The 20245-nt window shown below is 69.0% G+C and carries 16 protein-coding genes and 1 pseudogene; 1 reads left to right on the forward strand and 16 read right to left on the reverse strand.

Features of this window, described 5'->3' with window-relative positions; genetic code table 11:
- Window positions 1–814 precede the first annotated feature (814 nt).
- From OO63_RS32795 to OO63_RS45685, 12 genes are all read right to left on the reverse strand, one after another.
- Window positions 815–2092: a thymidine phosphorylase gene (locus tag OO63_RS32795; protein WP_030363478.1), complete on the reverse strand. Its 1278-nt coding sequence runs from the start codon at window positions 2090–2092 to the stop codon at window positions 815–817.
- Between the two features lie 125 nt (window positions 2093–2217).
- A complete protein-coding gene (locus OO63_RS32800) occupies window positions 2218–2559 on the reverse strand; it encodes a cytidine deaminase (RefSeq protein WP_234311467.1) in 342 nt (113 codons plus the stop codon).
- Window positions 2560–2641: 82 nt separating this feature from the next.
- Complete coding sequence (locus tag OO63_RS32805; protein WP_030363480.1) at window positions 2642–3904, reverse strand: ABC transporter permease; 1263 nt, start codon at window positions 3902–3904, stop codon at window positions 2642–2644.
- The gene (locus OO63_RS32810; protein ID WP_030363481.1) at window positions 3901–5055 is read right to left on the reverse strand and encodes an ABC transporter permease; all 1155 of its coding nucleotides are present in this window, start codon (window positions 5053–5055) and stop codon (window positions 3901–3903) included. The genes OO63_RS32805 and OO63_RS32810 overlap by 4 nt, the downstream gene beginning before the upstream one ends.
- A complete protein-coding gene (locus OO63_RS32815) occupies window positions 5052–6701 on the reverse strand; it encodes an ABC transporter ATP-binding protein (RefSeq protein WP_078619515.1) in 1650 nt (549 codons plus the stop codon). Before OO63_RS32815 ends, OO63_RS32810 begins: the two co-directional genes overlap by 4 nt.
- A 246-nt stretch (window positions 6702–6947) precedes the next feature.
- The gene (locus OO63_RS32820) at window positions 6948–8000 is read right to left on the reverse strand and encodes a BMP family lipoprotein (RefSeq protein WP_030363483.1); all 1053 of its coding nucleotides are present in this window, start codon (window positions 7998–8000) and stop codon (window positions 6948–6950) included.
- Window positions 8001–8333: 333 nt separating this feature from the next.
- Window positions 8334–9416, reverse strand: a complete 1083-nt coding sequence (locus OO63_RS32825) for a BMP family lipoprotein (RefSeq protein WP_033264688.1) — start codon at window positions 9414–9416, stop codon at window positions 8334–8336.
- Window positions 9417–9658: 242 nt separating this feature from the next.
- The gene (locus OO63_RS32830) at window positions 9659–10930 is read right to left on the reverse strand and encodes an amidohydrolase (protein ID WP_031192504.1); all 1272 of its coding nucleotides are present in this window, start codon (window positions 10928–10930) and stop codon (window positions 9659–9661) included.
- Between the two features lie 403 nt (window positions 10931–11333).
- Window positions 11334–11966, reverse strand: a complete 633-nt coding sequence (locus OO63_RS32835; protein ID WP_030363486.1) for a hypothetical protein — start codon at window positions 11964–11966, stop codon at window positions 11334–11336.
- A gap of 1159 nt (window positions 11967–13125) precedes the next feature.
- Window positions 13126–13635, reverse strand: a complete 510-nt coding sequence (locus OO63_RS44120) for an SUKH-3 domain-containing protein (protein WP_078619510.1) — start codon at window positions 13633–13635, stop codon at window positions 13126–13128.
- A 106-nt stretch (window positions 13636–13741) separates the two neighbouring features.
- Window positions 13742–13957, reverse strand: a complete 216-nt coding sequence (locus tag OO63_RS32840) for a hypothetical protein (RefSeq protein WP_030363487.1) — start codon at window positions 13955–13957, stop codon at window positions 13742–13744.
- A gap of 130 nt (window positions 13958–14087) precedes the next feature.
- A complete protein-coding gene (locus OO63_RS45685; protein ID WP_157854102.1) occupies window positions 14088–14300 on the reverse strand; it encodes a hypothetical protein in 213 nt (70 codons plus the stop codon).
- Window positions 14301–14562: 262 nt separating this feature from the next.
- On the opposite strand from OO63_RS45685, the gene OO63_RS41755 reads away from it, so the two are divergent.
- Window positions 14563–15681: an NsdA family TPR-like regulatory protein gene (locus OO63_RS41755; protein WP_346009347.1), complete on the forward strand. Its 1119-nt coding sequence runs from the start codon at window positions 14563–14565 to the stop codon at window positions 15679–15681.
- A gap of 353 nt (window positions 15682–16034) precedes the next feature.
- On the opposite strand, the gene OO63_RS44125 is transcribed toward OO63_RS41755, so the two are convergent.
- From OO63_RS44125 to OO63_RS32865, 4 genes and pseudogenes are all read right to left on the reverse strand, one after another.
- On the reverse strand, window positions 16035–16505 hold the full coding sequence (locus OO63_RS44125) for a DUF4262 domain-containing protein (protein ID WP_157854103.1): 471 nt from the start codon (window positions 16503–16505) through the stop codon (window positions 16035–16037).
- Between the two features lie 13 nt (window positions 16506–16518).
- A pseudogene (locus OO63_RS47835) lies at window positions 16519–17802 on the reverse strand (polymorphic toxin-type HINT domain-containing protein); the annotation flags it as partial.
- Window positions 17803–17937: 135 nt separating this feature from the next.
- Entirely contained in the window at window positions 17938–19161 is a 1224-nt protein-coding gene (locus OO63_RS32860) for a hypothetical protein (protein ID WP_078619512.1), read from the reverse strand.
- A 137-nt stretch (window positions 19162–19298) separates the two neighbouring features.
- Complete coding sequence (locus tag OO63_RS32865; RefSeq protein ID WP_030363491.1) at window positions 19299–20240, reverse strand: N-acetylneuraminate synthase family protein; 942 nt, start codon at window positions 20238–20240, stop codon at window positions 19299–19301.
- Between the last annotated feature and the right edge of the window lie 5 nt (window positions 20241–20245).

Genomic DNA, 20245 nt, shown 5'->3' on the forward strand with positions numbered 1-20245 from the left:
GGGGTAGGTGGCGGCTGGCCCTCCGGGCCGGGGTGGGTGGCGGCTGGCCCTCCGGGCGGAGGTAGGTGGGAGTTTGCCCTCCGGGCGGAGGTAGGTGGCGGCTGGCCCTCCGGGCCGGGGTGGGCGGGGCTTCCTCCGCACGAGGTCGAGGCGGGTGCCGCCCCTCGGGCAGGGACGGACGGGGCGCCCTCCGCGCGGCGTTAAGGCGGGTGCTGCCCTCCGGGCAGGGGCGAGAGGGGGCGCCTTCCGCGCGAGGTCGAGGCGGGTGCCGCCCGTCGGGGCGGGGGTGGGCGGGGCGTCCTCCACACGAGGTCGAGGCGGGTGCCGCCCCCCCCGGGCAGGGGCGGACAGGGCGCCCTCCGCGCGGCGTTAAGGCGCGTGCTGCCCCCCGGGGAAGGGGCGAACGGAGCGCCCACCACACGACGTCAAGACGGGTGCTCCCCCCGGGCAGGGGCGGACAAGGCGCCCACCACACGACGTCAAGGCCGGTGCTCCCCCCGGGCACGGACGAACGGGGCGCCCACCACACGACGTCAAGGCAGGTGCTGCCCGTCAGGCGGGGCCTACCCGCCCACCCCGCCCGACGAGTTGCGGCGTCCGCCCCCCCCCGGCCCTGCCCCCAGGACCGAACCGCTCCCCCACCCGCACGGAGGGCGGAAAGGGTGGGTGGGTGGGGGTAATAGCCCGTCCGGCGCTTGAGGACGAGGCCGTTCAGGCCGATGGGGGGGGCCGGGGGCGGAGCCCCCTGGGGTGGTGGCGACGTCGGGGGTGGTGGCGCCGGGAGTGGCGGCGTCAGGGGTGGCGGCGTCAGGGGTCAGCTGATGCGGTCCAGGATCGTGGGGCGGGGGGAGAAGTCCGTTCCCGTCGGGGACACGTCGTACGTGGAGGTCAGGGCCTCCAGGGCGTACTCGAACCGCTCGGGGGTGTCCGTGTGGAGGGTGAGGAGGGGCCGGCCCGCCACGACGGAGTCGCCCGGCTTGGCGTGCAGGACGACGCCCGCGCCCGCCTGGACGGGGTCCTCCTTGCGGGCCCGCCCGGCACCCAGACGCCACGCCGCGACGCCGATGTCGTACGCGTCGAGGCGGGTGAGGACACCGGAGGAGGGCACCGTGACGGTGTGCGTCTCGCGGGCCTCGGGGAGCGCCGCGTCCGGGTCACCGCCCTGGGCGGAGATCATCCGGCGCCAGACGTCCATCGCGGAGCCGTCGGCGAGGGCCTTCGCGGGGTCCGCGTCCGACAGCCCCGCCGCGTCGAGCATCTCGCGGGCCAGGGCGAGGGTGAGGTCGACGACGTCGGCGGGGCCACCGCCCGCCAGGACCTCGACGGACTCGCGGACTTCGAGGGCGTTGCCCGCCGTCAGGCCGAGCGGGGTCGACATGTCCGTCAGGAGGGCGACCGTGCGGACGCCGTGGTCGGTTCCCAGGCCCACCATCGTGGACGCCAGTTCGCGGGCGTCGTCCAGGGTCTTCATGAAGGCACCGGAGCCCACCTTCACGTCCAGGACCAGCGAGCCCGTGCCCTCGGCGATCTTCTTGGACATGATGGAGGAGGCGATGAGGGGGATCGCCTCGACGGTGCCGGTGACGTCACGCAAGGCGTACAGCTTCTTGTCGGCCGGGGCCAGGCCGTCGCCCGCCGCGCAGATGACGGAGCCCGCGCCGTTCAGGACGTCCAGCATCTCCTCGTTGGAGAGGAGCGCGCGCCAGCCGGGGATCGACTCCAGCTTGTCGAGCGTGCCGCCGGTGTGGCCGAGCCCGCGCCCGGACAGCTGCGGCACGGCCGCACCGCAGGCCGCGACCAGCGGCGCGAGCGGCAGCGTGATCTTGTCGCCCACGCCGCCCGTGGAGTGCTTGTCGGCGGTGGGGCGGGACAGCGAGGAGAAGTCCATGCGCTCGCCGGAGGCGATCATCGCCGCCGTCCAGCGGGCGATCTCACGGCGGTTCATGCCGTTCAGGAGGATCGCCATGGCCAGGGCCGACATCTGCTCGTCGGCGACGGCGCCGTGCGTGTACGCGTCGATGACCCAGTCGATCTGCTCGTCGCTCAGCTCGCCCCGGTCCCGCTTCGTACGGATGACGGAGATTACGTCCATGGCAGAAATCCCTTCCGGCGGTGCCGGTCGTCAGTGACCGGCGTGCGTCGACACGACTCTACGCGCATAGAGCCAGGAAGCGGCAGGGCCCCCGCCAACTCGGCGGGGGCCCTGCCCGGTTGGGCTCAGTTCAGGTGCTCGGGCCCGAACGCGTCCGGCAGCATGTCGCCCAGGGACCGCACCCCGGACGACGTCTCCAGAAGCAGCCCGGGTCCGCCGAACTCGTACAGGAGCTGACGGCACCGGCCGCACGGCATCAGGATGTCGCCCTTGCCGTCCACGCAGGTGAAGTGCGTGAGGCGGCCGCCGCCGGTCAGCTGGAGCTGCGAGATCAGGCCGCACTCGGCGCACAGGCCGAGGCCGTACGAGGCGTTCTCGACGTTGCAGCCGGTGACGGTGCGGCCGTCGTCGGCGCGGGCCGCGGCGCCGACCGGGAAGCCCGAGTAGGGCGCGTACGCGCGGGACATGGCCTCGCGCGCGGCATCCCGCAGGTCGTCCCAGTCGACGTCCGCGGCGGCGGTCACGGTCGCCGCCCCTCGGCAGAGTGCGTCATTTCCCTTGTCCCTTCCGGTACGGCATCCCGTCCGCCTTCGGCATCCGCAGCCGCTGCGCGGAGAGCGAGAGCACCAGCAGCGTGACGACGTACGGCGTGGCGGTGACGACCTGGTTCGGCACCTCGTCGGTGAGGCCGTACCAGAGGAACATCAGCGCCGACGCCGCCGCGGTGATCACCGCGGGGACGTAGCGCTTGCGCCAGATCAGGTAGGCCGCGCCGATGAGGAGAAGGATGGCGATCAGGAGCAGCAGGGCGTGGACATTCGTGCCGCCGCCCCGCAGCTTCAGGCTGTCGGTGTAACCGAACAGGCCGGCGCCGAGCGCGAGTCCGCCCGGCATCCAGTTGCCGAAGATCATGGCGGCGAGGCCGATGTAGCCGCGCTGGCCGGTCTGGCCCTCCAGGTAGATGTTGGAGGCGACCAGGGACAGGAACGCGCCGCCGAGGCCCGCGAGGCCGCCGGAGATGATGACGGCCAGGTACTTGTACTTGTAGACGTTGACGCCGAGGGACTCCGCCGCGATCGGGTTCTCGCCGCAGGAGCGCAGGCGCAGGCCGAACGCCGTGCGCCAGAGGATGAACCAGCTGAGCGGCACCATCGCGACGGCGATGAGGGTCAGCGGCGACACGTCGGTGAGCAGACCGCCGAGCAGACCCGCGATGTCGGACACCAGGAACCAGTGCTTCTGGTTGAGGTCGTGCAGCCAGTCCGAGAGCCCCGGCACGGAGAACTTGCCGAGGGACTCGACGCCGGGCGACTGCTTCGACGTACCGCCCTCCTCGCCCTCGAAGGCGAAGGTGGAGAGGTAGCGCGTGGTGCCGAGGGCGAGGATGTTCAGGGCCACACCGGAGACGATGTGGTTGACGTTGAAGGTGACCGTGACGATGGCGTGCAGCAGGCCGCCGAGCGCCCCGCCGAGCACGCCGAAGACGATGCCGACCCACGGGCCCCACTGGTAGCCCGCCCAGGCGCCGAACCAGGTGCCGAGGATCAGCATGCCCTCGAGGCCGATGTTGACGACGCCCGCGCGCTCGGCCCACAGGCCGCCGAGGCCCGCGAGGCCGATCGGCACGGCCAGGCGCAGGGCGCCGGACATCTGGCCGGTGGAGGTGATGCCGTGGGCGTCGGTGATGAGCCGGACCACGGAGGTCAGGACCAGGACGCCCGCGATGATCAGGAGCAGGACGGGGAGCGAGATGCGGCGGCGGCCCGGCTGGGGAGCGGCGGGCGCGGCCTTGGTGACGGTTGCCGTGCTCATCGGGCAGCCACCTCCTTCACGGTGTCGTTGTTGCCGTTGTTGCCGTTGTCGGCACCGGCGGCACGGGCCGCGGCGGCCAGTTCCTCACCGACGCGCTGCTGCTGGCGGCGCAGGCCCCAGCGGCGTACCGCCTCGTAGGAGACGACGACCGCGATCACGATGAGGCCCTGCATGATCACCGCGATCTCCTTGTCGTACGCCACCGGCTGGGCGTAGTCGAGAGCGGGCGACGCCTTGTCGAGGAAGGCGATGAGCAGGGCGGCGAACGCGATGCCGACCGGGTTGTTGCGGCCGAGCAGGGCGATGGTGATGCCGGTGAAGCCGAGGCCGGTGGGGAAGCTCAGGCTGTAGGTGTGGACGTCGCCGAGCAGGATCGGCATGCCCGCGAGGCCCGCGACCGCGCCCGAGATGATCATGGCGGTGAGCACCATGCGCTTGGCGTTCACACCGGAGGCGGCGGCCGCCGACTGCGAGGCGCCGGTGGCGCGCAGGTCGAAGCCGAAGCGGGTGCGGTTGAGGACCAGCCAGTACAGGACGCCGCCGAGGGCCGCGATGACCACGAAGCCGTAGATCTCGCCGGAGTCGCCCATGGAGATGCCGGGGAACCAGCCGGACTTGTGCATGACGCCGGTGGTCTGGTTGTTGCCCACCGGGACGCCGAAGTTCTCGGTGAGGGTGAGGTAGCCGATGACGCTCGTCGCGATGGCGTTGAGCATGATCGTGGCGACCACCTCGCTGACGCCCCGGGTGGTCTTCAGGATGCCCGCGATGCCCGCCCAGAACGCGCCGGTCAGCATCGCGACCAGGATGAGCAGCGGGATCTGGAGGCCGGACGGCAGCGAGACGTGCGCGCCGACGACGGCCGTGACCATCGCGGCGAGCCGGTACTGGCCGTCCACACCGATGTTGAACAGGTTCATGCGGAAGCCGATCGCCACCGCGAGGGCCGCCAGATAGTACATCCCGGCCTGGTTGATGATCAGGACCTGGACGTCGGAGAACCCGGCCTGCTCGAACATCAGGCTGTACGGCTCGATCGGGCTCTTGCCCGAGGCGAGCAGCACGACCGACGTCAGGGCGACGGCCGCGATGAGCGCGATGACCGGACCGGCCACCGCGAGGAGCACCCGCTCCTTGTCGAACTTCTTCATCGGGCCTCGTCCTCCGGGGCGGCTTCTTCGGTTGCGTCGGCGGGGGCGTCGGCGGCGGACCCGGCGTCCGTGGCCGCGCCGTCCTCGACGTGCTCCAGGTGTCCGGAGGCCGCGCCCGTCATCGCCGAGCCCAGCTCCTCCGGGGTGACCGTCGCCGGGTCGGCGTCCGCGACGAGCCGGCCGCGGTAGATCACGCGGAGGGTGTCGGACAGGCCGATCAGCTCGTCCAGGTCGGCGGAGATGAGCAGCACCGCGAGGCCCTCGCGGCGCGCCTCGCGGATCTGGTCCCAGATCTGCGCCTGCGCGCCGACGTCCACGCCGCGGGTCGGGTGCGCGGCGATGAGGAAGCGCGGCTTGTGGCTCATCTCGCGGCCGACGATCAGCTTCTGCTGGTTGCCACCGGACAGGGAGGCGGCGGTGACGTCGATGCCGGGCGTACGGACGTCGTACTCCTCGACGATGCGCCGGGTGTCGGCCTGCGCGCCCTTGGTGTCGAGCCAGAAGCCGCGGCTGTTGGGCTTCTCGGTGACGTGGCCGAGGATGCGGTTCTCCCAGAGCGGGGCGTCCAGGAGCAGGCCGTGGCGGTGGCGGTCCTCGGGGATGTAGCCGACGCCGCCCTCGCGCCGCCTGCGGGTGGCCCAGTCGGTGACGTCCTCGCCGGACATGCGGATGACGCCGGAGTCGGCGTGCTTGAGGCCGATGAGGGCGTCGATGAGTTCGGTCTGGCCGTTGCCCTCCACGCCCGCGAGGCCGAGCACCTCGCCCTCGTGGATGGTGAAGGAGATGTCGTCCAGGAGGGCGCGGCCCGACTCGCCGTCGGCGAGCAGCTTCAGGCCCTCGACCTGGATCATCGGCCGGTCGGTGACCGTGGACTCCGCGGTCTCCGGCGTCGGCAGCTCGCTGCCCACCATCAGCTCGGCGAGCTGGCGCGGGGTGGTCTCGGACGGGACGGCCGTGCCGACCGTCGTGCCGCGCCGGATGACGGTGATGTCGTCGGCGACGGAGAGGACCTCGCCGAGCTTGTGCGAGATGAAGATGACGGACAGGCCCTCGGACTTGAGCTCGCGCAGGTTGTCGAAGAGCGCGTCGACCTCCTGCGGCACGAGCACGGCCGTGGGTTCGTCGAGGATCAGCGTGGTGGCGCCGCGGTAGAGGACCTTGAGGATCTCCACGCGCTGGCGGTCGGCCACGCCGAGGTCCTCGACGTAGGCGTCGGGGCGCACGCCGAGGCCGTAGCGGTCGGAGATCTCCACGATCTTGCGGCGGGCCCCGGCACCGATGCCGTACAGCTTCTCGCTGCCGAGCACGATGTTCTCCAGGACGGTCAGCTGGTCGGCCAGCATGAAGTGCTGGTGGACCATGCCGATGCCGCGGCTGATGGCGTCCGCGGGGCTGTTGAAGGCGACCTTGTCGCCGTCGACGGCGATGGTGCCCTCGTCCGGCTTCTGCATGCCGTAGAGGATCTTCATCAGCGTCGACTTGCCGGCGCCGTTCTCGCCGACGAGGGCGTGGACGGTGCCCTTGCGGACGCTGAGGTGGATGTCGTGGTTGGCCACGACGCCCGGGAACCGCTTGGTGATGCCGACGAGTTCGACGGCACAGGCTGCGGGGCGGTCTGCGGGCGGAGGGCTGGTGGACGCGTCGATGGCGCACTCTCCTGAAGGACTTAAGGAAAGGGGCCGGACCCGCACACGCGGTGTGTGCCCCTGCTTCACGCCTCAGTGGCCACCGGACGACCGCCCGAGCTCACGGCGTACGACGCCGTCTGGCTGTCGCACTCCGTCAACTGGGGTGCCGGGCGCGGTGGTTGAGGCCCTGGCCGCGCGAACGGGGCGCGAGGAGGCCGCCTGGCCAGTGTCCTCACACCCCGTTCCGCTGCCGTAACGGCACCACTACAGCGCCGTCTTGACCTTGATCTTGCCGCTGGTGATGCCCTGCTCGGCCTTCTTCAGGGCGGCCTGCAGGTCCTTCATCTTGGTGAACTCGGGGTTGGAGTCGGCGAGGCCGACACCGCCCGACTTGAGGTCCGCGCGCACGACGCCGCCCTCGGCGTTGTCATCCTTCACCGACTTCACCAGGTTGTACACCGCTCCGGCGACGTCCTTGGTGGCCGAGGTGAGGATGTACTTCTTGTACTTGTCGAGCGCCTTCTGCTTGTACTGGTCGGAGTCGACGCCGATCGCCCAGACCTTCTTGGCGGCGGCGGCCTCGATGACGCCCTGACCGGAGAGACCGGCGGCGTGGTAGACCACGTCGGCGTCGCCCTCGATCTGGCCGCTGGCCGCCTCCTTGCCCTTGTCCGGGCTGGAGAAGCCGCCGTCCTCGGCCTTCTCGGTGAGGAACTGGCGCTTGACCTTGACCGACTTGTCGGTGTCCTGGACGCCCTGGACGAAGCCCGCCTCGAACTTGCGGATCAGCGGGTTGTCGACACCGCCGATGAAGCCGACGGTCTTGGTCTTGGTGGCCTTCGCGGCGGCGACACCGGCCAGGTACGAGGACTGCTCCTCGTTGAAGACCAGGTCGGCGACGTTCTTGGCCTTGATGGTGGCGTCGTCGACGATGCCGAAGGTGACGTCCGGGTTCTTGGCCGCGACCTCCTTGATGGCGGGCGCGTAGGCGTAGCCGACCCCGATGACCGGGTTGTAGCCCTGCTTGGCCAGCTCGGTGAGGCGCTGGACCTTGTCGGCGTCGGACTCGCCGTCCGTGGGCTCGACGGCCTTCTTGCCGACCTTGAGCTCCTTGGAGGCGCGGTCCATGCCCGCGGTGGCGGCGTCGTTGAACGACTGGTCGCCGGCGCCGCCGATGTCGTACGCGATCGCGACACCCTTGCTCTTGCCGTCGTCGGTCTTGGCGGCGTCGCTGGAGGTACCGCCGCAGGCGGTGGCGGAAACGGCGAGAGCGGCGGTCGCGGCAGACGCGAGCGCTATTCGGGACACCCGGCGCATAGAGACGAACTCCTTATGTACAAGGACGTGAGTACGGACGCGGCTTGGCGGACCTGGGGACACACGACGTGCCACGTACGTGCAGTGCGCCTCACCCGGCGCTGATTTCGCCGCAGCGTAACGCGCGTAGACCTGACATAAGAACCCTTCTGTCCGGTCCGTTATCGAGCTGTGGCCACCAGGCGTCGGGCGGGTGACGGCCCGGTGCGGCGGCCATCGGAGGCCTGAACTGCGACGGATTCACCGGGGCCCAACGGGTTATACGTACGACTCAAGGACGGACGTCCGACGCCGTTATACGTACGACGTCGGACACACCACACAAAACCCGGATCAAGGCCGGGTCTTGACCGTCACCTTGCCGTCGACGATGTCCTTCTTGGCCTTCTCGACGGCGGCCACGACGTCCTTCATGTCCCGGTACGCCGGATTGGCGTCGGAGAAGCCGACGCGCCCGGACTTGAGGTCGTAGCGCTGGGTGCCGGTCATCGGCTTGCCCTCGACGACGGACTTGGTGAGGTCGTAGACGGCGCCGCCGACGTCCTTCAGGGCGGAGCCGAGGATGTACTTCTTGTACTTGGCGAGCGCCTTCTGCTTGTACTGGTCGGAGTCGACGCCGATCGCCCACTTCTTCTGTGACCCGGCCTCCTGGATCACGCCCTGCCCGGAGAGCCCGGCCGCGTGGTAGAGCACGTCGGCCCCGGCTTCGAGCTGTCCGCTCGCCGCGTCCTGCCCCTTGTCGGGGCTGGCGAATCCGCCCTCCTCGGGCTTCTCCGTCAGATACCGCTTCTCGATTTTGATCTTCGGGTCGACGGACTTCACGCCCTGCACGAACCCGGCCTCGAATTTATGGATGATCGGGATGTCCACGCCCCCGATGAAACCGACGTGTTTGACCTTGGTCGCCTTCGCCGCGGCGACTCCCGCGAGATACGAACCCTGTTCCTCGTGGAATACGAGATCCGCCACGTTGTCGGCCTTGACGGTGTCGTCGTCGACGATCCCGAAAGTGATCTTCGGGTACTTCTTCGCGACTTCCTGAACGGCGGGCGCGTACACGAATCCGACGCCGATCACCGGGTTGTAGCCCTGCCGGGCCAGGGTCTCGATGCGCTGGGTCTTGTCGGCGCTGGACTCGCCGTCGCCCGGCTCCATGGCGATGCCGCCGATCTTCAGGTCCTCGCGGGCCCGCTCGTACCCGGTGAACGCGGCGTCGTTGAACGACTGGTCACCCCGGCCGCCGATGTCGTACGCGAGTCCGATGCCCTTGCCGGAGTACGTCCCGTCGCCCTTCTTCCCCCCGTCGTCGTCCTTGGCGGCATCGCTGCTGGTGCCGCCGCACGCGGAGGCCACGAGGGCGAACGTCGCCACCGCCACGGCCACTTGGGAAATCCTCGATACTCGACGCCGACGCATAGGACGCACCCCTTACGTTTCGAACGTTCCCCAACGCACCGGTGACGGCGCTGATTTCGGCGCACATTAACGCGCGTAGAAAGGGAGGGGAACGGTTTCGGCGGTGGCCGTTATCGATTCGTGGCGGGGTGTTCTGCCCGTGTGGGTGACGCTCACGGAAGTGGATTGGGTGACACCACGTGAGCGGTTCGGGTCACGCCCGCGCAAGGGGTGTTACGCGGGCGTCGAGCGGAGGCGGAGGTTCAGGCGGAACGCGTGGCGGCGTCGATGAGGGCGGCGGCCGTGAAGAGTTCCACGCCGACCGTGATCGCGTGTTCGTCGGCGTCGAAGTCGCCCTGGTGCAGATCGCGGATGCCGCGCTCGCCGGGGGTGCGGACGCCGAGCCGGGCCATGGCGCCGGGGACGCGCTCCAGGTACCAGGAGAAGTCCTCGCCGCCGAGGCTCTGCTCGGTGTCCTCGACGGAGGCGTGGCCGCGCCGGGCGGCCATGGCGTCCCGGAGCAGGTCGGTGACGACGGGTTCGTTGACGACGGGCGGGACGCCGCGGACGTAGTTGATCTCGGACTTGGCGCGGTAGAGGTCGGCGATCTCCTGGATGGCGCCGTGCACGAGGTCGGGGGCCTGCCGCCAGGCCGCGAGGTCGAGGCAGCGGATGGTGCCGGACAGCTCGGCGTGCTGGGGGATGACGTTGCAGGCGTGGCCCGCCTCGATGCGGCCCCAGGTGACGGCGAGGCCCGAGCGGGCGTCGATGCGGCGGGCCACCAGGGCGGGGACCTCGGTGACGACCTTGGCGGCGGCGGTGACGAGGTCCGTCGTCAGGTGCGGCCGTGCGGTGTGGCCGCCGGGGCCGTCGAGCGAGACCTCCAGGCGGTCGCAGGCGGAGGTGATGGGCCCGTGCCGCAGGCCGATGCGGCCTGCGTCCACGCGGGGGTCGCAGTGCACGCCGATGATCCGGCCGACGCCGTCGAGCGCGCCGCAGTCGATGGCGTCCGTGGCGCCGCCGGGCAGGACCTCCTCGGCGGGCTGGAAGATCAGCCGCACCGGGTGCGGAAGGAGCCCCTGCTTCGCGAGCTCGGCGAGGACGAGTCCGGCGCCGAGGACGACGGTGGTGTGCACGTCGTGGCCGCAGGCGTGGGCGCGGTCGGGGACCGTGGAGCGGTAGGAGACGCCTGTCTTGGTGTCGGGGATGGGCAGGGCGTCGATGTCGGCACGCAGGGCCAGGACGGGGCGGTCGGGGCGGGCTGGGCTGTCGGGGCGGGCCGGGCGGGAGGTGCCGTCGGGGGTGCCTCCGATGTCGCAGATGAGTCCGGTGCCGATGCGCAGGACGCGGGGTTCGAGCCCCGCCGCCTCCAGGCGGGCCTTGAGGGCCGCGGTGGTGCGGAACTCCTGGTGGCCCAGCTCCGGGTGCATGTGCAAGTCGCGACGGAAGGCCACGAGTTCGGCGCGCAGCTCTTCTGGCAGCGCGCCGGGCAGATCTCCGGGCGGCACGGACTCGGATTCGGACTCGCGGGACATCAATTGGTTCACCCTGTGAAGGGTAAGGCGACCGAAGGGTCAACTACGGCTCGATCAACAAAAGTTCAGCCAGATTGAGGTAAGAAAGCTGGCCGCGTGCGCATGTCCGGCTGGTACGGCGGGTATGAAGAATAGTTACCTCCGGTAGGCGGAGAGCGATCACCGCAGGTCGGAGGGGTCCACCTCTGGGGGTGGGGTCATCCTTGCGACGGAGGAGCGACCAAGATCGCGCCAAGCGGCTGACGGGCAGCGAGCGGGTGCCGGGCGGCCGATGTGTGGCCGGTGAGGCCCGGGCCGACGGCGGCGGCGCCGCCCCTCCCCTGCCGAGGGCGGCGCCGCCGTCGTTCACCCCCTGAGGGGCGTGCACCCGCGCACGGGTGTACGTCTACTTCGTCCGCTTCGCCTACTTCCCGGCGAACTTCCAGACGTACGGCTCGCCGTCCTCCTCCTCGGCCCAGTGGACCTCAAGTCCCTTGGAGCCCTTGGGCACGAGGTAGGTCTCGCAGAGCACATGGCTCTCGCCCTGCTTCCAGCCCTCGATGTCGAGCGGGTCGTCGCAGCCGGGCGCGTCCTCGGAGGCACCGATGACGAGGCCCCCGCGCCGGCCGTCGGCCCAGATCTCCGTGGTGTCGGCGGCGTCGGGGGTCTCCTTCACGACGCCGCCGCCCTTGTGCGTGAACTTCAGGTGCGCGACGGCGGGGACGAGCCCCTTGGCCTTCTTCGGGTCCCGCACCAGCTTCTGCGTGTCGGCCTCGGTCCCGACGTCGACCTTCTGTGCGAGGACTTCGTACGTGACGGGGGTGGCGCCCTCCTTCACCTTGCCGGTGGCGCTCTTGCCGGCGCCGAGCGCGCCGCCGCCGTTCGGCTTGTCCTCGGCCGGCTTGTCCTTCGCGTGGGAGCCCGCCGCCGGGGCCTCGTCCTTGGATTTGCTGTTCGACTTCTTCGAGTCGCCGTCGTCCCCGCCGCACGCGGTGAGCGCGAGGGCGAGCGTGACTGCGGGAACGCCGAAGCGAAGAAGGCTCTTTCGGTAGAGCAAAGGTGGCTCCTGGTACGGAAACTGAGTGAGCGGCAAGAGTAGAAGCCCGCCAGAAGGGGAGTCCAGGCACCCCCCTCCTCCTGACACGGACCTCTCACTTGACGTACGCAAACACCGACAGAGAAGACGAGCTCAGACAGATGGGCCGGAAACAGCCACCCAGCACCGCCATCTGACGAACCATTCGCCAGGACAAATCAGCAACGATGCCCAATCCTCCCGGGCCGACGCTCCGAACGTAGGGAGTCACGGCCCGGTCCCGGGCCCTCTGGCCTTCCGGGGCTCTCCCGACCCCCGGAAGCGGTCGGCGCCACCGTCGCCTCCCCGCGAGGGGGCGCCGACCGACCCCTCACGCCGGGCGGCGCCGGAAGCGCCAAGCCCCCGTCAGCTCTTGATCGAAAACTTCGAATGCAAGGCTTCGCCCGTTCGCGCGAACGTCAAGGAACTACTCGCCTTCCGCCTTCAGCAAGATCTGAACCTTTGACGGAAATTGCGGATCGTCCACCATTACCGAACAGGCCACAGAGCCACGGAATCCCGTGAACTCCATTCGGGTGTGTTCGTTCGGGTCGTGCAATACGAGCCACCCAGACGGACATGGGAGTGACACCTCAAAGAGGTTCACAGGAAGCACCACAGGCGGGGTCGACTTCCATACCTTGCATTCGACGGGGCCATCGACACCGGCCTGAACACCGAAGATGAGCGAGCTGCCCTCTCGGTACCAACTGTTCGACGCCGGGTCCCAGTCGCCGACGTCATCGCAACTCCCCGCGTCCCGCAAGATCAGGCACCCGTGCTCGATTTTTGCCAAGAATGCGACCACAGGGCTACTCCACGAACTCTCTGCGCCCGTGATCAGCTCTGACTCGAACAATTTCCCCGAAGGCTGTTCCCTTTGCATAGCAGAGAGTATTGCGTACCTGGACCGCCATCTGCACGGACGTCTTCCCAGTCCAGAGCCACCCCGAAGAAGCACTGGCCCAATCGGCAGTCTCGCCAGGAAGATTGACGGCAACCTTGTACAGCCTCTCAGGTTTACCAACCGACGCCGACCCGGCGCCGACCTTCGCGGCGTCGGTGGCGTAGACCTGACACCTCTCGGTAGCAGTCAAATCCAAACCTGCTCCGTGCTCCATGCCCTGTTCGAACTCGCCCCTCACCGAGAGTCAGGCCTCGGCCAAGGCGCGAGTCCCGGATCGGAGTGCAGACAGACCAGGGGGCGATTCGCGCACACCGCCAACTCCAGGGAGTCTTCAAAGGTTGAACCGAGCTCCCATATCCAACCCATGCCAACAGCAACCACCCTTCCCCCAGCTTCGACGAACACGCTTGAATAACTGAGCCATTCGCCGATGGGGAAATAGTTCCCACCGAGAACACCCTCCACCTCTGCCGCTAGATCACGCTGCCCTGATCCAGCGGCAAAGGGATCGAAATTGTAAGGCTCATCATTACTGAAGTTCGGCCCAACTCGATTTACCGGCTCGATCGAGAGCCCTCCCACCGACGCGAGGATTTCCCCCGCCAATGGGTGGGACCGGTGCCCTTCGCCCTCCAGCGGCTTCACCCATCGATCGGCGTCAACCTTCCTGTCTCCGCTCCATCCGGCCGCACCAAGCGCCCCAAGGAGATCCTCGCTGAGCGAGTCGAAGCGGATCAGGGACATCAGTTGATCTCCAGGTCTTCCATCAGCCTGCCACAACGGCCGCAGGGGTGAGCCGGTTCACCATGCCCATCCGTATTCGATGTCGGCATGGAGCTATTCGGTGCCCTTACCGTACGCATGGCTCCACCCCTGACGCGTCGAGCCACGTGCCCAACTGCGGGCTCCAGAAGGGGTGTCCTTCTGTCGCGGTGACAGGGGCTGTCCTGGTGGACTTCTTGCCGTCGACGGCGAGCGTGACCTTGACGAGGTCCTTGGGGCCCTTGCCCTTGACCTCCGCCGTGTCCGTGAGCTGGTCGACAGCGCCACACCCCGCCCCCTCCATATGGGGAGCGGGGGGGGGCACCACCGTGCTCAGGGCACCGGGCGGACCCGGCACAGCGCCACCGCGACCGGCTGCGTCGTCTCCTCGTCGCACCCGTGACAGACGCACGTCATGACGTGCGCGGCCGCCTTCATGCTCGCGCCCGCTTCCCGGAACAGCGCGGGCAGGAACACGGCGGATAGCTGTCCCGCAGCGGCGGCAGCATCACGCCCGTCGTGTCCACGCGCCTCGTGCCGCCGTCCGAGGTGATCGTGCCCTCCCGATCGACCACGTAAGTCCTCAATGTCATGCCGCTTCCGGCGCCCACTTCAGCGATGTCACCGGGGGCCGTACTGTCGCTCATGTCGACTCCTTCGTAGTCGGCCGTGCCCCGGGACCGTTCGCGCGGTCGCCGGGGTCCTTCTACGAAGACCCTTACGGCGGACGCATGCCGCTCCCATCCCACGGCCCCATAGGACCGCCCTATATTCGGGATATGGACAGGGAACCCACCCTCGATCTGTGGTCCCATCCGCAGTTGCTCGCCGCGCTCACCGGCCAGGACTGGGGGGGCGGTCTTCCGTACCTACCGGAAACTCACCGGCCTCAGTCAGACGAAGCTCGGGATACGCGTCGGCCTCACGCAGTCCGATGTCTCGGACATCGAGCGCGGACGTCGACTGGTGACCTCGAACGAGGTGCAGGCGCGCATCATCGCGGGGCTCGGAGCACCCGAACGGCAGGTCGCCGCAGGGCGACACGGCGTCGCCCCTGTCGCCGGCCTTGCCCTCCCCGGGCCGGGCCCCGACGAAGACCTGTTGACCCGCGTCGCGAGCGTGGTCGAATCCCACAGCCGCGTGGACACCGCGACCCTCGATTGGCTGGACGGCCTGCTGGCCGAGCATCGCCGCGCCGAGGACGTCATCGGATCACGGCCGCTCGTGGACGTGATGCGCCAACAGCTCCGTACGGTCGTCGACATGTACAGCAGCGCCCGCGGCTCCTTGGCCGACCGGGTCGTGCGGCTGGCCTCCGAGCATGCGCAGTTCCTCGCGTGGATGGCTCAGGATCAGGATCAGACAGCCGCAGCCCTCGCCTGGTACGACCGCAGTCACGAATGGGCGCTGGAAGCCGGGGACGCCAACATGGCCGCGACCACACTGAACATGAAGGCGCATCAGGCCTGGTCCAAGGGTCGAGCTACCCGGTGTGTGCGCCTCGCTGAAGCGTCCCGCTGGTCGTCGCCAGGAACGTCCCTCGGCGTACAGGGCATGGCCACACAGATGGCAGCCCGTGGGCACGCCCTCAACGGCGCGGCTGACGAAGCCCACCAACTCCTTGACGAGGCCCAAGAGGTCATGGGCCGGGCAGCCGAACGCCCCGAGGACGAGCCGCCATGGATGTACTTCTACTCACCCAACTGGTTCACGTTGCAACGGGGGATGGCGACGCTGCACCTGCGCGACTGGCAAGCAGCCGTGGACCAGTTCTCCGCCGGACTCTCCGCGATGCCGGACGCGTACCGACGCGACAAGACCTGGTTCCGCGCCTGCCTCGCGCACGCACTCGCCGGGGCAGGCGAAACGGCCCAAGCGCTCGCCGTCGCCACGGCCTGCGTACCGGACGCCGCGGTCGTCGGACGCCCGCACTCATGGAACGAATTGCACACCACAGCGGGCGTACTCATGCGACGTGCTCCCGCACAGGGGCGCCAACTGGTCGCAGCTCTGCGTGAGTTCGACTGAGCTTCGTCGAGTTGCCCGCCGATCAGGTGATGGCCCATGAAGCGCAACGAGCAAGACCTCCGAGCTGTTGATCGAGATGTTCGACGTCTCAGGCGACCGGCGCCGCAAGCTCTGCCCATCTCGCCCGGACCTCGCTCAGGTCAGCGTCGCGAGCCAGACCCCGCTTATGCCGAGCCCGTTCCTTGCGCGTCAAACACCGCCATGGGGCTACCTCATCCTCCCGGAAAGCAGGGACCACGACATCCGCCACGACCCCGACGTAACATGAACCGTCAAAGGTCTCCAGACAACACACGGCGAAGCTTGTGCATTACTGTCGCACATTCTGAATCCAAGGCAAGGTCCACCCTTGGCTACAGCGACAGAGCTTGTCGATCACTCAGCCACGCAGGCGCATATTCTCCACCCGGAAAGTTCCCATCTCCGTCGGGCCAAACCAGCTGGAGTGCAGAGAACGGCCTCTCTCCATAGAAGACGGAGGCCTGCGCCAGGCTAGAGGTCAAGAGGCCTTGTGGAATCGCCCGGAATTGCACATCGAACCCCTCGAGGATGTCGCCCGACGTGTCACCGTCGCCATACGCGTTCCCTTCAGCGAGCATGGCGTGTACTGAGCTCAAAACGCTTCCCGAAGTCTCCTCCGGGAGCCCCGCAACGACCACTTCGGGGTGATCAAAGCTGGAACCGAACCCGATGCTGTACGTAAAGGGAGGGCGCTCTGCAGCAGGATCAAAGACCCAGATCCAGCTCCATCCCTGAGCTGCCACATCGCTGTGGATCTTTCGCTGGATCGAGCTGAGGCCCACCCCGCCCAGTTCATCACTCACGGGAGCACTTCCTTCAGTTATCCGACTTTTCCCTGTTGCAGACTCGACACAAGACCTGCCCGTTAGACGGGTCGCCGGACCCACCTCGCGACTTGGGCTGAATATGATCGATCTGCCATTCGTTTTCGGGGGGTGTCACTCCACGCTGAGATTTCTGGGGCCGAACAACCTCCTTGCCGCATATCTCACACGTTGGCACCCCATATTTTTCCTGGTTCTCATCGAGAACCTTACCCTTGCCGGCGGGCGTAAACGGTTTACCAGGCCTGCCGCCAGGAGCACCCCCGACTACACAGTTGGAGTTGCTGTTGTGAACGAGGACCGGCGCAGCCCCCGCCCCCACATAGTACGTATGCAGATCCGCAACCGTCAGGTTGTGAACCGTCGCCGACTGCGTCCACCGCTCGACCGCCGCGACCTGGACGTACGTCCCCGCGCTGGTCCGGAGCCACTGCCCCGACCGCAGGTCCGTCGCGTCGAGCCACTTGCCCAACTCCGGGACCCAGAAGGGGTGTCCGTCCGTCGCTGTGACGGAGGCCGTCTTGGGGGACTTCTTGGCGGACTTCTTGCCGTCGACGGCGAGCGTGATCTTGACGAGGTTCTTGGGGCCCTTGCCCTTGATCTCCGCCGTGACCGTGCGGACCTTGGTCTTGCCGGTCTTCGGGTCGGTGGCGAGGACCTTGTCGCCTATGTCGACGTCTCTGATGGATTTGGTGGTGCCGTCGGCCATCAGGACCTTGGTCGTGGGCGTGAAGCTGTTGGACGCGCACGACTTCTCGGCCGCGTCCTCCAGTTTGTCGGCCTTCTTGTCCAGGGTGCGCCACTTGCCGTAGCTGCTCTTGAGTTGACTGAGCAGGCCCCAGACCCGTTTGGCGAGTGCGATGCCCTTCTTCCAGTTCCACACGTATTTCTTGGCGAGTTGGCCGATCTTCGCGCCGATCGCGCTCGTGACGACATTGAGGATGGTCGCCCCGCAGGAGCCGAGGCTGCCCGTGCTGAAGCAGTCGAGGGCGTCCGTGATACCCAGCTCGTCCTGGACGATCTTGCCGAGTTCCTTGGCGGCCAGGACGGCGCGGCTCTGCTCGACATTGGCCCTGGTGCGGACGATGACGGCTTTCCGCTGGGCCGGTGTCTTGTCGAGCATGTAGTACTTCTTGTAGACCGGCGTCGGCTTGGAGGTCCAGCCGCCGTTGTCCTTCAGTCGGCACGAGACACCGATGAGGGCGCACTCGTCGGGCTTCTCACCCGTCGGGTCCGACAGCGTCACCGGGTTGTTGTTGGCGTACGCGTACCCGTTGCCGCCGACGCCGTGCAGGACCTGTTTGCTGCGGTTGCCCGAGGCGTCGTAGTCGAAGTCCTGCCAGTAGGCCCCGGGGCCGCCGAGGGTCGGCGTGGTCGGATCGTCCGCGCACGCCTTGTTCTGGCCCCCCGTTTACGCCGGAGCCGCCTGCCCCACCGTCGAAGGCGACCCCACGGCAGGCCCAAGGCCCCCCGAGCCCTCCGCAGCCGCGGAGCCGTCGGCCACCGAAGCCAACCGCTGCACATCCCGCGCCGTCCCCGTCACCCCTGACAAGAACCCCTGTGCCCGGGGCGATGCCGTGTCGGTGAGCCAGGAGGGGTCGATGTCCATGACGGCGACCTTGACCTCGGTGCCGGCGAGGGCGAGGGGGAGGGTGTGGACGACGGTGGAGGGGAAGCTGAGGATGGTGCGGCCGATGGGGCCCCGGCGGGCGATGAGTTCGAGGGGGAGGTCGGGGCGGACGATCTGGAGGCCCGTGTCGACGGCCAGGCGGTGGAGTTTCTCCGCGCTCTCGCGGCGGTGCGCGAAGTAGCGGGCCGCGCCGTGGGTGCGGGCCAGCGCCTTCACCGCCTCGATGTAGCGGTCGAGGTCCACCACGCCCGTCTCCACCAGGGACGTGCCGACCAGGTCCGAGCCCTTGGTGATGCGCGGCGGGCCGAAGCGGGCCCGCGTCCAGGCGAAGGCGTTGGCCCTGATGATCACCCCGTCCGGCGCCGACTCGATCGGCATCGACGAGAACACCTCGACCGTGCGGTCGCCGCTCGGCGTCAGGCGGCGGCGGGCCTTGGACGACACCGGCATGAACACCATGTCCCGCGCGCCCGGGCGGCCGCCCCTGCGGTGCCAGCGCACCAGGCGTTCGCCGCGCGCCAGTTGGGAGATGAACTCCATCGTCGCGGTGCCGTCGTCCACGACCACCAGGTCGCGGGCGCGCGTGATGGACAGGAGCAGTTGTACGTAGCGGGAGAACGGGTCGCCGATCACTATCCGGCGGGCCCTGCGCAGCGGTCCGGCCAGGCCGCCAATCGTGTGGAAGGGCGCCGTGGTGCCGCCCCGCGCCTCCTCCCAGCGCACATGGAAGCCCTCGCCGCGCGCCAGTTCGCACATGCGGCGCAGCTGGCCCCGGGTCATGGGGTCGGTGGGCGAGAGGACCACGAGGGTGAGGGAGCGGGGTTCGGCGGTGGCCGACGGGTGGGGTGCGGCGTCGGGGTCCCAGTCCCCCTCCGGTGCTCCGGCCACCCCCGCCGCGTACGCCCACTCGAGCACGTTCAGCAACTGCACCGGCGACTCGACGAACGCCAGCGTGCCGCCGTCGGTCGTCGGGGTGGCGGTGCGCCGACCGCTTCGTACTGACATGAGTCCTCCCGTGTACAGCGGTGCGGCGGTCCCCCGTGGAGCCGCCGGAGGCCCCGGCCGCGACGGACCGGGGCCCGGGGCCGGAGCCGACGGAACCGGCGCCCCGTGGTCCCGGGGCGCCGGTGGGCCGGCAGGTGTCAGACCGCGACCGGCTCGCGGTCGCCCGACTCCGACTCGGCGACGACGCCCGCGACGCGGCGGAGCTTCTTCATCGGGCCGAGCTCGGACTCGTACACCTTCTTGACGCCGTCGCCGAGCGAGGCCTCGATGGTGCGGATGTCGCGGACGAGGCGGGACAGGCCCTGCGGCTCGACAGAGGCGGCCTGGTCGGAGCCCCACATCGCGCGGTCCAGGGTGATGTGGCGCTCGACGAAGGTGGCGCCGAGGGCGACCGCGGCGAGGGTGGTCTGCAGGCCCGTCTCGTGGCCGGAGTAGCCGATCGGGACGTTCGGGTACTCGGCCTGGAGGGTGTTGATGACGCGGAGGTTCAGCTCCTCGGCCTTCGCCGGGTACGTCGACGTGGCGTGGCAGAGCAGGATGTTGTCCGAGCCGAGGACCTCGACCGCGTGGCGGATCTGCTTCGGGGTGGACATGCCCGTGGAGAGGATGACCGTGCGGCCCGTCGCGCGCAGGGCGCGGAGCAGCTCGTCGTCCGTGAGGGAGGCGGAGGCGACCTTGTGGGCCGGGACGTCGAACTTCTCCAGGAAGGCGACGGCCTCGGTGTCCCACGGGGACGCGAACCAGTCGATGCCGCGCTTGGCGCAGTGCTCGCTGATGGCCTGGTACTCGGACTCGCCGAACTCCACGCGGTGGCGGTAGTCGATGTACGTCATCCGGCCCCAGGGGGTGTCGCGCTCGATGTCCCACTGGTCGCGCGGGGTGCAGATCTCCGGGGTGCGCTTCTGGAACTTCACCGCGTCGCAGCCGGCGTCGGCGGCCACGTCGATGAGCGCGAAGGCGTTCTCCAGGTCGCCGTTGTGGTTGATGCCGATCTCACCCGTGATGTAGACGGGGTGGCCGGGCCCTGCGGTCTTCGAACCGAAGGTGCGCAGGCGGTCGTTGGAGGACGTGTTGCTCATGGGGG

The organism is Streptomyces alboflavus (assembly GCF_000716675.1).
GTDB classification, from domain to species: Bacteria; Actinomycetota; Actinomycetes; order Streptomycetales; family Streptomycetaceae; genus Streptomyces; species Streptomyces alboflavus.

Excerpts from the sequence above, each read along its gene's own strand:
- OO63_RS32795 (WP_030363478.1), bottom strand. The coding sequence starts at position 2,092 with ATGGACGTAATCTCCGTCATCCGTACGAAGCGGGACCGGGGCGAGCTG.
- OO63_RS32805 (WP_030363480.1), bottom strand. The coding sequence starts at position 3,904 with ATGAGCACGGCAACCGTCACCAAGGCCGCGCCCGCCGCTCCCCAGCCG.
- OO63_RS32800 (WP_234311467.1), bottom strand. The coding sequence starts at position 2,559 with ATGTCCCGCGCGTACGCGCCCTACTCGGGCTTCCCGGTCGGCGCCGCG.
- OO63_RS32840 (WP_030363487.1), bottom strand. The coding sequence starts at position 13,957 with ATGGAGGGGGCGGGGTGTGGCGCTGTCGACCAGCTCACGGACACGGCG.
- OO63_RS32865 (WP_030363491.1), bottom strand. The coding sequence starts at position 20,240 with ATGAGCAACACGTCCTCCAACGACCGCCTGCGCACCTTCGGTTCGAAG.
- OO63_RS32830 (WP_031192504.1), bottom strand. The coding sequence starts at position 10,930 with ATGTCCCGCGAGTCCGAATCCGAGTCCGTGCCGCCCGGAGATCTGCCC.
- OO63_RS45685 (WP_157854102.1), bottom strand. The coding sequence starts at position 14,300 with ATGAGCGACAGTACGGCCCCCGGTGACATCGCTGAAGTGGGCGCCGGA.
- OO63_RS44120 (WP_078619510.1), bottom strand. The coding sequence starts at position 13,635 with ATGTCCCTGATCCGCTTCGACTCGCTCAGCGAGGATCTCCTTGGGGCG.
- OO63_RS32820 (WP_030363483.1), bottom strand. The coding sequence starts at position 8,000 with ATGCGCCGGGTGTCCCGAATAGCGCTCGCGTCTGCCGCGACCGCCGCT.
- OO63_RS32860 (WP_078619512.1), bottom strand. The coding sequence starts at position 19,161 with ATGTCAGTACGAAGCGGTCGGCGCACCGCCACCCCGACGACCGACGGC.
- OO63_RS32825 (WP_033264688.1), bottom strand. The coding sequence starts at position 9,416 with ATGCGTCGGCGTCGAGTATCGAGGATTTCCCAAGTGGCCGTGGCGGTG.
- OO63_RS32810 (WP_030363481.1), bottom strand. The coding sequence starts at position 5,055 with ATGAAGAAGTTCGACAAGGAGCGGGTGCTCCTCGCGGTGGCCGGTCCG.